At 60.4% G+C, this 12,207-nt stretch carries 12 protein-coding genes; 7 read left to right on the top strand and 5 right to left on the bottom strand.

Going from position 1 to position 12,207, the window contains the following annotated elements:
* The first annotated feature begins 200 nt into the window (after positions 1 to 200).
* The 4 genes from recQ (at position 201) to ACYZT4_RS13680 (ending at position 5,114) form a co-directional block, all read left to right on the top strand.
* Positions 201 to 2,327, top strand: coding sequence for a DNA helicase RecQ (recQ, locus tag ACYZT4_RS13695; RefSeq protein WP_461980382.1), 2,127 nt, complete (start codon positions 201 to 203; stop codon positions 2,325 to 2,327).
* A 130-nt stretch (positions 2,328 to 2,457) separates the two neighbouring features.
* Positions 2,458 to 2,892 carry a MarR family transcriptional regulator gene (locus ACYZT4_RS13690; protein WP_461980380.1) on the top strand — a complete coding sequence of 145 codons (435 nt, stop codon included), beginning with the start codon at positions 2,458 to 2,460 and terminating at the stop codon, positions 2,890 to 2,892.
* A gap of 128 nt (positions 2,893 to 3,020) precedes the next feature.
* Positions 3,021 to 4,781 (top strand): FimV/HubP family polar landmark protein, encoded by a 1,761-nt coding sequence (locus ACYZT4_RS13685; protein WP_461980378.1) that lies wholly within the window; start codon positions 3,021 to 3,023, stop codon positions 4,779 to 4,781.
* 45 nt (positions 4,782 to 4,826) lie between these two features.
* The gene (locus ACYZT4_RS13680) at positions 4,827 to 5,114 is read left to right on the top strand and encodes an Rdx family protein (RefSeq protein WP_461980376.1); all 288 of its coding nucleotides are present in this window, start codon (positions 4,827 to 4,829) and stop codon (positions 5,112 to 5,114) included.
* Here the strand turns inward: ACYZT4_RS13680 and ACYZT4_RS13675 are convergent.
* Together ACYZT4_RS13675 and ACYZT4_RS13670 are read right to left on the bottom strand one after the other, a co-directional pair.
* The gene (locus tag ACYZT4_RS13675) at positions 5,108 to 6,001 is read right to left on the bottom strand and encodes a DMT family transporter (RefSeq protein ID WP_461980374.1); all 894 of its coding nucleotides are present in this window, start codon (positions 5,999 to 6,001) and stop codon (positions 5,108 to 5,110) included. The two genes, ACYZT4_RS13680 and ACYZT4_RS13675, sit on opposite strands and share 7 nt — an antisense overlap.
* Positions 6,002 to 6,082: 81 nt before the next feature.
* Complete coding sequence (locus ACYZT4_RS13670) at positions 6,083 to 6,841, bottom strand: helix-turn-helix transcriptional regulator (protein WP_461980372.1); 759 nt, start codon at positions 6,839 to 6,841, stop codon at positions 6,083 to 6,085.
* A gap of 135 nt (positions 6,842 to 6,976) precedes the next feature.
* Here ACYZT4_RS13670 and ACYZT4_RS13665 point away from each other — a divergent pair, with 135 nt between their 5' ends.
* Entirely contained in the window at positions 6,977 to 7,792 is an 816-nt protein-coding gene (locus tag ACYZT4_RS13665; protein ID WP_461980370.1) for a UDP-2,3-diacylglucosamine diphosphatase, read from the top strand.
* 116 nt (positions 7,793 to 7,908) lie between these two features.
* Here the strand turns inward: ACYZT4_RS13665 and ACYZT4_RS13660 are convergent, their stop codons facing one another.
* Together ACYZT4_RS13660 and ACYZT4_RS13655 are read right to left on the bottom strand one after the other, a co-directional pair.
* Complete coding sequence (locus tag ACYZT4_RS13660; RefSeq protein WP_461980368.1) at positions 7,909 to 8,499, bottom strand: HD domain-containing protein; 591 nt, start codon at positions 8,497 to 8,499, stop codon at positions 7,909 to 7,911.
* 50 nt (positions 8,500 to 8,549) lie between these two features.
* Positions 8,550 to 8,861 carry an Mpo1-like protein gene (locus tag ACYZT4_RS13655; protein ID WP_461980366.1) on the bottom strand — a complete coding sequence of 104 codons (312 nt, stop codon included), beginning with the start codon at positions 8,859 to 8,861 and terminating at the stop codon, positions 8,550 to 8,552.
* Between the two features lie 161 nt (positions 8,862 to 9,022).
* On the opposite strand from ACYZT4_RS13655, the gene ACYZT4_RS13650 reads away from it, so the two are divergent.
* Complete coding sequence (locus tag ACYZT4_RS13650) at positions 9,023 to 10,084, top strand: AraC family transcriptional regulator (RefSeq protein WP_461980364.1); 1,062 nt, start codon at positions 9,023 to 9,025, stop codon at positions 10,082 to 10,084.
* Here ACYZT4_RS13650 and ACYZT4_RS13645 read toward each other — a convergent pair.
* Complete coding sequence (locus tag ACYZT4_RS13645) at positions 10,041 to 11,495, bottom strand: TrkH family potassium uptake protein (protein WP_461980362.1); 1,455 nt, start codon at positions 11,493 to 11,495, stop codon at positions 10,041 to 10,043. The two genes, ACYZT4_RS13650 and ACYZT4_RS13645, sit on opposite strands and share 44 nt — an antisense overlap.
* A gap of 121 nt (positions 11,496 to 11,616) precedes the next feature.
* Between ACYZT4_RS13645 and ACYZT4_RS13640 the strand changes: the two genes are divergently transcribed.
* A complete protein-coding gene (locus ACYZT4_RS13640; protein ID WP_461980360.1) occupies positions 11,617 to 12,180 on the top strand; it encodes an NAD(P)H nitroreductase in 564 nt (187 codons plus the stop codon).
* Positions 12,181 to 12,207: the final 27 nt, after the last annotated feature.

Below are 12,207 nucleotides of genomic sequence, written 5' to 3'. Positions count from 1 at the left end.
GGGCCCAACGTTGTGTTCCTCTTCTCAGTGGCACCCTTTGCAACGAAGCCCTCGGGTATACTCCCGCGTTTTGTGATGCCCTGCTGGCGTCGCGGCTGAGATGTGAAGCGTCATGCAACGCGCACTTACGATTTGTCAGTGCAGCCTTGCGGATACTGAACCAGCCTTGCAGGGATGATTCGGTGATTTTTGGAGTTTTTATGCTCGAACAGGCTCAACGCGTTCTCAAGGACATCTTCGGCTACGACAGTTTTCGTGGCCGCCAGGGTGCGATCATTGAGCGTGTGGCCAGTGGCGGTGACGCCCTGGTACTGATGCCTACCGGTGGCGGCAAATCCCTGTGCTTCCAGGTACCGGCGCTGTTGCGCGAAGGCCTTGCGGTGGTCGTGTCGCCACTGATCGCATTGATGGACGATCAGGTCGCGACCCTCGAGGAACTGGGCGTCGCCGCCGCTGCATTGAACTCCACGCTGAGCGCCGAACAGCAACGCGACCTGGCGGCGCGGATCACGCGCGGTGAAGTGAAGATGCTGTACCTGGCGCCGGAACGTCTGGTCCAGCCGCGCATGCTGGCCTTTCTGCAAAGCCTTGAAATAGCCCTGTTTGCCATCGACGAAGCGCATTGCGTATCGCAATGGGGCCACGACTTCCGTCGCGAGTACCTGCAACTGGGGCAGTTGGCAGAATTGTTCCCCAACGTCCCGCGCATCGCCCTGACCGCTACCGCGGACAAGCGCACCCGGGAAGAAATCGTCGACCGCCTGCATTTGCAGGACGCCGAGCGTTTTCTCTCAAGTTTTGACCGTCCGAACATTTTTTACCGCATCGTGCCCAAGGAGCAGCCACGCAAGCAGCTCCTGGCGTTCCTCGCCGAACGGCGCAGCGATGCCGGTATCGTCTATTGCCTGTCGCGCAAGAAGGTTGATGAAGTCGCGGTGTTCCTCAGCGAGCAAGGCTTCCCGGCGCTGCCGTACCACGCCGGCCTGCCCAACGAAACGCGATCGCTGCACCAGAAGCGCTTCCTCAACGAGGAAGGCCTGATCATGGTCGCCACCGTGGCGTTCGGCATGGGCATCGACAAGCCCAACGTACGCTTCGTCGCGCACCTTGATCTGCCGAAATCCCTTGAGGCTTATTATCAGGAAACCGGTCGTGGTGGCCGTGACGGTCTGCCGGCGGATGCCTGGATGGCCTACGGCCTGCAAGACGTGGTGATGCTCAAGCAGATGCTGCAGAACTCCGAAGGCGACGAGCGTCACAAGCGTCTGGAACAGCACAAGCTCGACGCCATGCTCTCGCTCTGTGAAGAAACCCGCTGCCGTCGCCAGACCCTGCTGGCTTACTTCGACGAAGACATGCCCGAGCCATGCGGCCACTGCGATAACTGTGTCGATGGCGTGCAGACCTGGGACGCCACCGAGCCGGCGCGTCAGGCACTGTCGGCGATCTTCCGCACCGGCCAGCGCTATGGCGTCGGCCATCTGGTGGACGTGTTGCTGGGCAAGGACAACGAAAAGGTGCGTAGCTTCGGTCATCAGCATCTGTCGGTGTACGGCGTCGGCAAGACGCTGGGGGAGAGCGAATGGCGCTCCCTGTTCCGCCAACTCGTCGCCCGGGGCCTGGCAGACATTGACCTCGAAGGTTACGGTGGCCTGCGCCTCAGTGACACTTGCCGGCCGCTGCTCAAGGGCGAAGTGACCCTGGAACTGCGTCGCGACCTCAAGCCGCAGACCACGACGAAAAGCAGCAAGAGCCCGGCGAGCCAACTGGTCCGTGGCGAAGAGCGCGAACAGTGGGAAGCGTTGCGTGCCTTGCGTCGCAAGCTGGCCGAGGAGCACGGTGTGCCACCTTATGTCATTTTCCCCGATTCGACGCTTCTGGAAATGCTCCGCAGCCAACCGACCTCGCTGGCGGAGATGGCCACGGTCAGCGGCGTCGGCGCGCGAAAACTGGAACGCTACGGCGAGGCCTTCCTCGAAGTGCTCGGCGGTCAGGTCGAGGCGCCGAAAGTGGTGGCTGATGTGCGCCACGAGCTGATCACCCTGGCTCGCGCCGGCATGACCCCGCTGCAAATCGCCGGTCAGCTGCAGTGTTCGGAAAAGAACGTCTACACGATGCTTGCCGAGGCGATCGGCAAGCAGCAGTTGTCGTTGGAACAGGCACTGGACTTGCCCGAAGACCTGATGGGTGAAGTGCAGGATGCATTCCTCGACGGCGAGGGCGAGTTGCCGCCGGTGACGGAGATTGCCGAGTTGTTCGCCGGTCGCGTGCCGGAAGGGGTTTTGTATTGCGTACGTGCCGCGCTGCAGTCGGAATTCGAGGTGTGATGCTCAAATACTGAACACGTTCTATAGATGTAACGATTCAGTACAGAGCAAGCCTTGCCTCCAGCCAAGGGCCATGCTTAGCTGACTAATAATTAGTTTTTCTCTATTTCAGTCTAATCATGAGTGTTTTATGCCGTTAACCGATCAACACCGATTTGGCATGCAACTGGCCCAGATGTCCCGCGGCTGGCGTGCCGAACTGGATCGCCGTCTCGCAGGCCTGGGGTTGTCTCAGGCGCGCTGGCTGGTGCTGCTGCACCTGGCGCGTTTCGAGGAAGCTCCGACCCAGCGTGAATTGGCGCAAAGTGTCGGCGTGGAAGGGCCAACACTGGCACGGCTGCTCGACAGCCTGGAAAGCCAGGGTCTCGTTCAGCGTCAGTCCGTGGTCGAAGACCGTCGGGCAAAAAAAATTGTCCTGTGTGCCCCGGCCCGCCCCCTGATCGAACAAATTGAAACCATTGCAAATCAATTACGCCTCGAGCTTTTTCAAGGTGTCGAAGAGGCGGATTTGAAGATCTGCATGCGGGTGCACGGGCACATCCTGGGCAACCTGGAAAAATCTTGAGGCATAAACGGGGGCCCGCTTTTTGAGAGACCCCGTTGGGCGGTCTATAAAGAACGACTAGGCTGTATCGTGTTCGTACCGGATGTGCGAACACGCACCGTCAGGTTCTGGTTATCTAAGGGATGCTCATGCTCGAGAGTTGGCACGTAGTATTGCGGTGTTGCGCGAAGTTGCTTCTGGTCGGTGGGGCTGTCACTTACTCGGCGTTGGCACCCGCGCTGGGGCTGGGGGAAATCACCCTGCATTCAGCACTGAATCAGCCATTGCGTGCCGACATCGCCCTGGAGGATGCAGCCGGCCTGGAAGAGGGCGATTTGTCAGTCAGCCTGGCGACAGCAGACGAGTTCGGTCGTGCCGGCGTCGAGCGGGTGTTTTTTCTCAACGACCTGAAGTTCACGCCGATCTTCAAGGGCAACCGCAGCCTGATCCGGGTGAGCTCCAACAAAGCCGTCAATGAACCCTTTCTGAATTTTCTCGTGCAGCTCAATCAGCCCAATGGGCGCGTGCTGCGTGAGTACACCGTATTGATCGATCCGCCCGGCTCGCCAGGCATTGTGCCCGTTGCCGATGAACCGGTCGCCAGCTCCCCGAATTCTCCGTTCCCAAGCGTCAAACCCGCCACTGCGCCAACGCCCATGGCGAAGAAACCTGCGCCCAAAGTTGAGCCCATTGCCGCGCCGGTCATTGATCCCGTTGCCGAGCAATTGGCCGCCAGTGTGCTGCAGAACCAGCAATTGCAAAAAACCGTCGATGAGATGAACGCAAAGTTTCAGGCCCAGGACGAACAGATTGCCGGCCAGAAAAAGCAGATAGATGAATTGCAAACCCGCTTGGCAGAAGCCCGGAAGCCGCCCCCGGTTGTGCCGCAAGCAGAGGTGCCTGCACCGGTCGCGGCACCTGAACCCGAGACTTACGATTGGTCGCTGATCATCGGATTGCTGGCATTGGTTGTATTGCTGTTGCTGGGTCTGTTGATCCGCCGCCGCCGTCAGCAGGTTCAGGCGTTACCCGAAGATCCAGCGGTTATGCCATCGCGGCATGAACCGGTGCTCAATCAAACCAGCGAACCAGCGGTAAAGGCTCCGTTGACGAAACCGGCGCCGGCCCATCATGACGAAACGCCGTCCGGCGATGTGCTTGAAGGCGTGGGCATCTACCTGGCGTACGGGCGCTTTTCCGAAGCGGCGGGCCTGTTGCGTGACGCATTGTCCAAGGACCCACAGCGCACGGATCTGGCCGTGCAATTGCTTGAAGTCCTCGGCAAGCAAGGCGACGCCCCAGCCTATGAAGCGCAGGAAAACAGCCTGCGCAATGCCGGGTTCGATTCACAGCAGTTGCAGGACATTCGGGCCCGTTATCCAAAATTGAACAACGTCCCGCCGCCGGCGCCGGCGGTGCCAGCCATCACACCACTGGCGAAGTCCGAACAGACGTCCGGCGATGAGTTTCAGTTGAACCTGGATGACCTGTCGATGGATTCGAGTTGGGATCTGGTCAGCCCCTTCGAAACGACCAAGCCCGCGGAAAAGCCACCGAAGGTCGTGGAGCCCGCATTCACCTCGAATCTGCACGTGTTGCCCGATGTGTTCGAGATGCCGGAAGAACCGACGCTCGGCGAGCCCGAACTGGAATGGATCGCCGAACCTGATTCCCAGTCCCTGGACGACGATTTTCTGGATGGTTTCAGTGATACGGGCCACTCGCTGGCGCTGGAACCGCTGAGTCTGGAGCCGGCCTCGCCGATCAATGCAGGCAAACTCGAACAAGCCCAGAACTGCATCGATGATGGCGATCTCGATAGCGCCGCCGAGTTGCTCAACGAGTTGATCAAGGACGGTGACGAGCCACTCAAACAGACGGCGCGCGCGTTGTTGGCCGGTATCCGCTGACGCTTTATCATGGCGGCGCCCACTGGCTCAGGAGTATCGCCCGTCATGACCGTGCACAAACCGGAAATCATCATCACCTACTGCACGCAATGCCAATGGCTGTTGCGTGCCGCCTGGTTAGCGCAAGAGCTGCTCAGCACCTTTGGCGGCGACTTGGGAAAGGTGTCGCTGGTGCCTGGCACGGGTGGTGTGTTTCACATTGTCTGCGACGACGTGCAGATCTGGGAGCGCAAGGCGGACGGCGGTTTCCCCGAGGCCAAAGTCCTCAAGCAGCGGGTCCGCGATCAGATCGATCCGGACCGCGACCTCGGGCACAACGACCGCACTCAGTGAGACGCGGCTTCGGCGGCCACGGTTTTCTTGCTGGAACCGCCCGAGAGTCTGCTGGACACCACGATCGCCACGATGATCAACGCACCGCCGATCAGCATGCGCATCGTCGGGTTCTCATCGAACAGCAGCCAGGCCACGGTAATGCCGTATACCGGTTCCAGGGCGAACACCACCGCAGCGGTTCGCGCCTTGATCACTGCGAGGCTGGCGACGAACAGGCTGTGAGCGACGGCGGTGCAGAAGACCCCGAGCAGGCTGATCCACAGCCAGTCGATGGCGCGCACTTCGCTCAACTGCGGTGCCGCCACTGGCAGCAGGCACAACGCAACCACCACGTTCTGGCACAACGCAGCCTGTACCGGCGGAATTCTTCCCGAACTGGCGCGGTTGGTCAGGGACAGCAGCGCAAACAGCAAACCTGAACCGACAGCCCACAGCAGGCCGACAGTCGCGCCGCTGGCCAAGTCGAAATCCGGCGTGACCAGCACCAGTCCGACACTCACCAACAGCACCAGTAGAATTTCATTGGCGCGAATCCGCTCGCGGAAAATCAACCCTTCGAGGATCACGGTAAAGGCCGGGAAACTGGTGAAACCCAGGGTGGCAATGGCGACTCCCGCGACCTTCACCGCAATGAAAAAACTCACCCAGTGTCCGGCCAGCAACACGCCGCTGAGCAGCAGGCGACGCCAATCCACGGCCTGCAATTTCTGCCAGGGAGTCTGGCTGGCGAACCGCGCGAAAACGGCGAGGGCGAGCACGGCGAAGGCTGCGCGGCCGAAGACGATGACGGCGGGAGAGGCGGCGGCGAGTTTGCCGAACACTCCGGTCAGGCCGAACATCAGTGCGCCGATGTGCAGGGAGCCGAGGGCGGTACGGGGAGTCATTGCAATCCTTAACAGCAGACGGACCAAGGTATCGGGCATTGAACCGCGCAACGCACAGTCATGTCTGTCGCCAGACTATTGTCATTTGTTGCCAGCCTCGCGGCGCAATTTTCCGGGGGAGAGTCCAACCTCGCGCAAAACCGCCGCTGAAAAGGCACTTTGCGAGCTGTAACCCACCCGACTGGCGATCTCGCCAATGGGCAGTGCCGAATTGCGCAGCAGACCCACGGCCATGTGCAAACGACGACTGCGGATGTAATCCATCGGCGTCTGCCCGCATTCAGCGACAAATCGTGCATGCAGCCGAGCGCTGGAGAGGTCGGCGATGCGTGCCAGGTCGGCCACTTGCAGCGGATGCGCTGCGTGCCGATCGATGTGTGCGTTCAACGCAGCGTAGGGCAGGCGCCGGCCGCCGATCACGTTGGGTTTGGCAGAGTTGAGGCTTGCCAACAACAGCACCGCGCCTTGTTGCGCAATCAGCGGATCGCTGACCGGGCTGCCCGCCAGCCAATTCACCAATTGGCTTTGCCCGGCGTCCAGCGCGAGGCGCCCGGCGTTGTCGAGCAAACGGCGACTGGCATCGGCGTGCTCGCCAAGGGACTCGGCCACCCATTTAACGCTCGGCACATCCAGCACCAGGCAGCGGCTGCCATTGGCGCTGCCGCACGCATGATGGAAACCGGACGGGACCACCACAAAGCTCTGCTCAATCACCTGACTGCCACGCCCGTCGACCTCGAAATCCAGCGCACCCGACAGCCCGAACACCAGTTGCGCGTGGTCATGGCTGTGGACGATCAGGTCTTTCGTGTATTGGCGGAGCGTGAGGATCGGTCTCATCGCAAGTCTCCCGAATAAGGCCGCCAGTCTACACCGACATCATCCGCACGCGTTGTCACAGGACTGACTTGCCACTGTCATGGGCAATTAACCCGGCCGGCGCAAGCTTGCAAAAACAATCGCAGAGGGTTGCCCATGACCAGCGCTGAGCTCGCCAAACCCAGTCGCAAGCAACGTGTGCGGACCTTGTGGATTTCCGATGTGCACCTGGGCACCCGGGACTGTCAGGCCGAGCACTTGTCGCAGTTTCTCAAGGGTTACCACGCGGACAAGATCTACCTGGTCGGCGACATCATCGACGGCTGGAAACTGCGCGGCGGCATGTACTGGCCTCAGGCGCACACCAACGTGATCCGTCGCCTGTTGACCATGAGCAAGCGCGGCACCGAGGTGATCTACGTCACCGGCAATCATGACGAATTCCTGCGCCGCTATTCGAAACTGATCTTGGGCAACATTCAGTTGGTGGACGAAGCGGTGCACGTGACTGCCGATGGTCGTCATTTGCTGGTGATCCACGGCGACCAGTTCGACGTGATCACCCGCTATCACCGCTGGCTGGCATTCCTCGGCGACTCGGCCTACGAATTCACCCTGACCCTGAACCGCTGGCTCAACCACTGGCGCGCCCGTTACGGCTACGGCTATTGGTCGCTGTCGGCGTACCTCAAGCACAAGGTGAAAACCGCAGTCAGCTTCATCAGCGACTTTGAAGAAGCCATCGCCCACGAATGCGTCAAACGCGGATTGCACGGCGTAGTGTGCGGGCATATTCACCACGCCGAAATTCGCAAGGTTGGCGAAGTGGACTACCTCAATTGCGGGGATTGGGTGGAATCGTGCACGGCGTTGATCGAGCATTGGGATGGCTCGATCGAGCTGTACCGGTTGGCGGATGCCCAGGCGCGGGAGGCGGAGTTGAAGGCATTGAAAGTCGCTGAGCCAGCGTAGAGTTGTAGCGCCTGATCTGGCCCTTTCGCGAGCAAGCCCGCTCCCACAGGGGAATGCATTCCCAATGTGGGAGCGGGCTTGCTCGCGAAGGGGCCGGCCCGGACGCTCTAGATCCATCAGGCCGGCGCGTGTTCCTCCATCGCCGCCTTGTAGATCGAATGCTTGGGATGAGCAAACAACCGCTCCATCATCGGCTCGAAGAAACTCAGCGGTAATGTTTCGTATGTCGGGTCAAATGCCGCCGCGTCATACTTGGCACAGAATTCGATGGTCGCCCGATACTGCGGGTGATCACTGAATTGCTCGCGTAAATGCCGATCCATGCCCAAATGATGGAAAAAATAGTAGCCCTGGAAAATCCCGTGTTTCTCCACAATCCACAGGTTCTCGGCGCTGACGAATGGCTTGAGAATCGCCGCGGCAATGTCCGGATGGTTATAGGAACCCAAGGTGTCGCCGATGTCGTGCAGCAGGGCGCACACCACGTATTCCTCGTCGCGGCCATCGCGCCAGGCGCGGCTGGCGGTTTGCAGGGAGTGGGTCAGGCGATCCACCGGGAAGCCGCCAAAATCACCCTCCAGTAATTTCAGGTGCGCCACAATCCGTGTCGGCAATTGCTTCGCGTAGGCACTGAAGTCGGCGGCGATGATCGCCCAGTCTTCCTGCGTGCCATCCTGCATGTGGGTGAATCGGGCATTGGCATTCATCGGCTAACCTCACTGTGCTTACTTATTTTTATAAAGAACAACGGCTGCGCCTAAAACGGCACGCGACCCAGAATCATGTCGCGGTACATGACGAAATCGCCGAACAGGCTGTACAGCGGATGTTGAAAAGTCGCAGGACGATTTTTTTCAAAAAAGAAATGCCCGATCCAGGCAAAGCTGTAGCCGGCGAGCGGCAGTGCCAGCAACCAGAGCCAGGCACCTTTGCCGATGGTCAGGGCCAGAATGAAAATAACCAGCGTCGTGCCAATGAAGTGCAATCGTCGGCAAGTGCTGTCGCTGTGTTCGCTGAGGTAATACGGGTAAAACTCAGCGAAGCTATTGAAACGTTTGATGTTTTCCACGACTGCGATCTCTGTGGTTATTGTTATGGGCAGCAAGTTGTTCAGCGGATAGCTTATTTGAGTCTAGAGTGATCAGTGGCATCAGCCAGTGACAATGGGCGCCACTTTAGTATCCTTCGGAAATTGGCCGCGGCATGCGGCTCACCACGACAGTAAACGCCATGAGCGAAAGAACGACTTCTGCAAGCTGGGCGATGGGGATTGTCAAAGCACTGGAGATGGACGGCCTGGACTGCCGGGTTCTGTTCAAGCAGCTGGGGCTCGACTACGCGTCACTGGATGATCCGGATGCGCGCTTCCCGCAAGATTCCATGACTCGTTTGTGGCAGCGCGCCGTCGAGCTGTCCGGCAACCCGGCGATCGGCCTGAACATGGGCAAAGTGGTGCGGCCGGCCTCCTTCCATGTGGCCGGCTATGCGTTGATGTCCAGTCAGACCCTCGCCGAAGGTTTTCGGCGGCTGGTGCGTTACCAGCGAATCATCGCTGAAAGTGCCGACCTGAGTTTTCGGCTGCTGGATGAAGGCTATGCGCTGATTCTGACGGTCCACGGTGATCACCTGCCGCCGACCCGGCAAAGTGCCGAGGCCTCGCTGGCCTGTGCGCTGGCACTGTGCGGCTGGCTGACCGGGCGCACCCTGCAACCGCGCAAGGTGCTGGTGCAGGGCGAACAGCCGGCCAATCTCGAACCCTATAAACAAGCCTTCCATGCCCCGCTGGTATTCAACGCGCCTTATGACGCGCTGATCTTCGAGCGCGCCGACATGGAAGCGCCGTTGCCGACCGCCAACGAGGCCATGGCGCTGCTGCATGACCGTTTTGCCGGCGAGTACCTGGCACGGTTTTCCGAGAGCCGCGTCACCCACAAGGCGCGTCAGGTGTTGTGCCGTTTGCTGCCCCAGGGCGAGCCCAAGCGCGATACGGTGGCGCAGACCCTGCACTTGTCGCAACGGACATTGCAGCGACGGCTGCAAGAAGAGGGCACGAGTTTTCAGACGCTGCTGGATGACACCCGGCGCGAACTGGCCGAACAGTATCTGGCGCAACCCACGATGACCCTGCTGGAAATTGCCTACCTGTTAGGGTTCGCCGATCCGAGCAATTTCTTTCGCGCCTTCCGCCGCTGGTTTGACGCCACACCCGGCGAGTACCGGGTGCGGTTGATGGAAGCGCCGAACCCGATCAGTGACGCCAGAACGCCGGAATACATAGCACAAACACCGTAATGATCTCCAGTCGGCCGAGCAGCATGCCGAACGAGAGAATCCATTTGGCGGCGTCCGGCAGGCTGGCAAAGTTGCCTGCCGGGCCGATGGTCTCGCCGAGTCCCGGGCCGACGCCGGACACGGTGCTGGCGGCACCGGTCAACGCGGTCATCCAGTCGACGCCGAGCAGCGACAGCAGCAGGGCGATCACGCAGATGGTGATGGCGAAGAAAAATGAAAAGGTCAGGATCGATCGCACGATCTCTTCGTCGAGACGGTGCCCGTTGTACTTCTGCTTGATCACCGCACGCGGGTGAATCAACTGGTTAAGGTTGGCCTTGAGCAGGATGTAGGCGACCTGGAAGCGGAAAATCTTGATGCCGCCCGCCGTCGATCCCGAGCAGCCACCCACAAACCCCAGGTAAAAGAACAGCATCAGCGAGAAATTGCCCCAGAGGCTGTAGTCCCCCAGCGCAAACCCTGTGGTCGTTACCACTGACGTCACGTTCAGCGCCACATGCCGCAGCGCGTCCAGCCAGTGCAGGTTGGTGGTCCACCAGTACCAGGTGCCGAGGACCAGCCATGTGACCAGCAACATGCCGAGCAAACCTTGCACTTGCTGGTCCTTGATCAGCGCCCGACGGTTGCCGCGCAAGGTCGCCACGTACAGAGTGAACGGCAGGCTGCCCAGGATCATGATGACGACCGCCACCCAGTGCACCGCCGGCTGCTTCCACTTGGCCAGAGACTGGTCGGAGGTGGAAAAACCACCGGTGGAAATCGCCGACATCGCGTGGTTGATCGCATCGAACAGGCTCATCCCGGCCCACCAGAACGCCAGGCTACCGACAATGGTGATGCCGACATAGGCCGCCACGATCAAGCGCGCCACCATATGCGAGCGGGGCATGACTTTTTCCGAACGGTCCGACGACTCGGTCTGAAACAGGCGCATGCCACCGATGCGCAGCAACGGCAGGATCGCGACCGCCATGCCGATAAAGCCGATGCCGCCGATCCAGTGCAACAACGAGCGCCACATCAAGATGCCGGGGGACATGGTGTCCAGGCCGTTAAGCACAGTCGAGCCGGTGGCGGTGATGCCGGACATGCTCTCAAAGAAGGAGTCGGTGTAGCTGATGTGCTGGGTCAACAGGAACGGCAGGGCGGCGAAAATACACACCACCAGCCAGCTGCTGACCGTCAGCAGGTACATGTCCCGGGGACGCAGGTGCACGTGTTCGGGACGACCGGGAATGACCAGCGCCAGACCGGCGACGAAGGTGATCATGCTGGCCCAGAGGAACGACGGCAGGTCGCCGGTGCGCTCGAAAATCACCAGTGTGGCCATGGGCACAACCATGGCGATCGCCAGCGTGATCAGGAAGAGGCCGATAATGAAACCAATGAGACGTAAGGTCGGCAACGCCATGAAGTCCGCTCGGGCTGAAGTGGGAAGGGCGCCATTCTACCCGTGGGGCAGGGCATGTAAACCGGCACTGCCGCGGCACTTGCAGCTAGAATAGCCAAACATTTTTTACAGGAGGTGGCCGATGCAGGCTCTCGACGCTTTGCTCAACCGTGTTTCCGTTCCACGACTGATCGACCCGGCTCCCACCGCCGAGCAGCGCGAAGCGCTGTTCAACGCCGCGCTGCGTGCGCCGGACCACGGCCATTTGCAGCCTTGGCGCTTTCTGACAGTCGAAGGTGCGGCGCGTGAGCAGATGGGCGAGTTGCTGGCCGAAGCCGCGAAACTGCAGGACAGCGACGTGCCGGAAGCCGCGCTGGACAAGGCGCGCAACGGCCCGCTGCGCGCACCGCTGGTGGTGGTAGTGATCGCGCGGTTGCAGGATCACGTCAAGTACCCGAAGTCTGAGCAACTGCTCGCGGCAGGCTGCGCTGCTCACGGGATTTTGCTGGCGGCCTATGCGCAAGGGATTGGCGCGGTATGGCGTACCGGTGAGCTGGCCTATTCGACGCATGTGGCCAAAGGGTTGGGCTTGGCGGAAGGGGAGGAGGTGATTGCGTTTCTTTATCTGGGCACGCCGCAGAAGGAACCGCGTATCGCCGAGAAAGCCGACCTTGCCGAATTTGTCAGCGCCTGGCCAACCGCATAATGATCGTTCCCACGCAGAGCGCAGGAC

This window comes from Pseudomonas sp. GB2N2, assembly GCF_054897705.1.
Note: the sequence above shows the minus strand (reverse complement) of the source record. Positions and strands in the feature narration are given on the sequence as shown.

Bases quoted from the DNA above. Each gene is read 5' to 3' on its own strand.
- ACYZT4_RS13680 (WP_461980376.1), top strand. From the start codon at position 4,827: ATGACCGTGCACAAACCGGAAATCATCATCACCTACTGCACGCAATGC.
- recQ (WP_461980382.1), top strand. From the start codon at position 201: ATGCTCGAACAGGCTCAACGCGTTCTCAAGGACATCTTCGGCTACGAC.
- ACYZT4_RS13640 (WP_461980360.1), top strand. From the start codon at position 11,617: ATGCAGGCTCTCGACGCTTTGCTCAACCGTGTTTCCGTTCCACGACTG.
- ACYZT4_RS13665 (WP_461980370.1), top strand. From the start codon at position 6,977: ATGACCAGCGCTGAGCTCGCCAAACCCAGTCGCAAGCAACGTGTGCGG.
- ACYZT4_RS13645 (WP_461980362.1), bottom strand. From the start codon at position 11,495: ATGGCGTTGCCGACCTTACGTCTCATTGGTTTCATTATCGGCCTCTTC.
- ACYZT4_RS13675 (WP_461980374.1), bottom strand. From the start codon at position 6,001: ATGACTCCCCGTACCGCCCTCGGCTCCCTGCACATCGGCGCACTGATG.
- ACYZT4_RS13650 (WP_461980364.1), top strand. From the start codon at position 9,023: ATGAGCGAAAGAACGACTTCTGCAAGCTGGGCGATGGGGATTGTCAAA.
- ACYZT4_RS13660 (WP_461980368.1), bottom strand. From the start codon at position 8,499: ATGAATGCCAATGCCCGATTCACCCACATGCAGGATGGCACGCAGGAA.
- ACYZT4_RS13690 (WP_461980380.1), top strand. From the start codon at position 2,458: ATGCCGTTAACCGATCAACACCGATTTGGCATGCAACTGGCCCAGATG.
- ACYZT4_RS13670 (WP_461980372.1), bottom strand. From the start codon at position 6,841: ATGAGACCGATCCTCACGCTCCGCCAATACACGAAAGACCTGATCGTC.
- ACYZT4_RS13685 (WP_461980378.1), top strand. From the start codon at position 3,021: ATGCTCGAGAGTTGGCACGTAGTATTGCGGTGTTGCGCGAAGTTGCTT.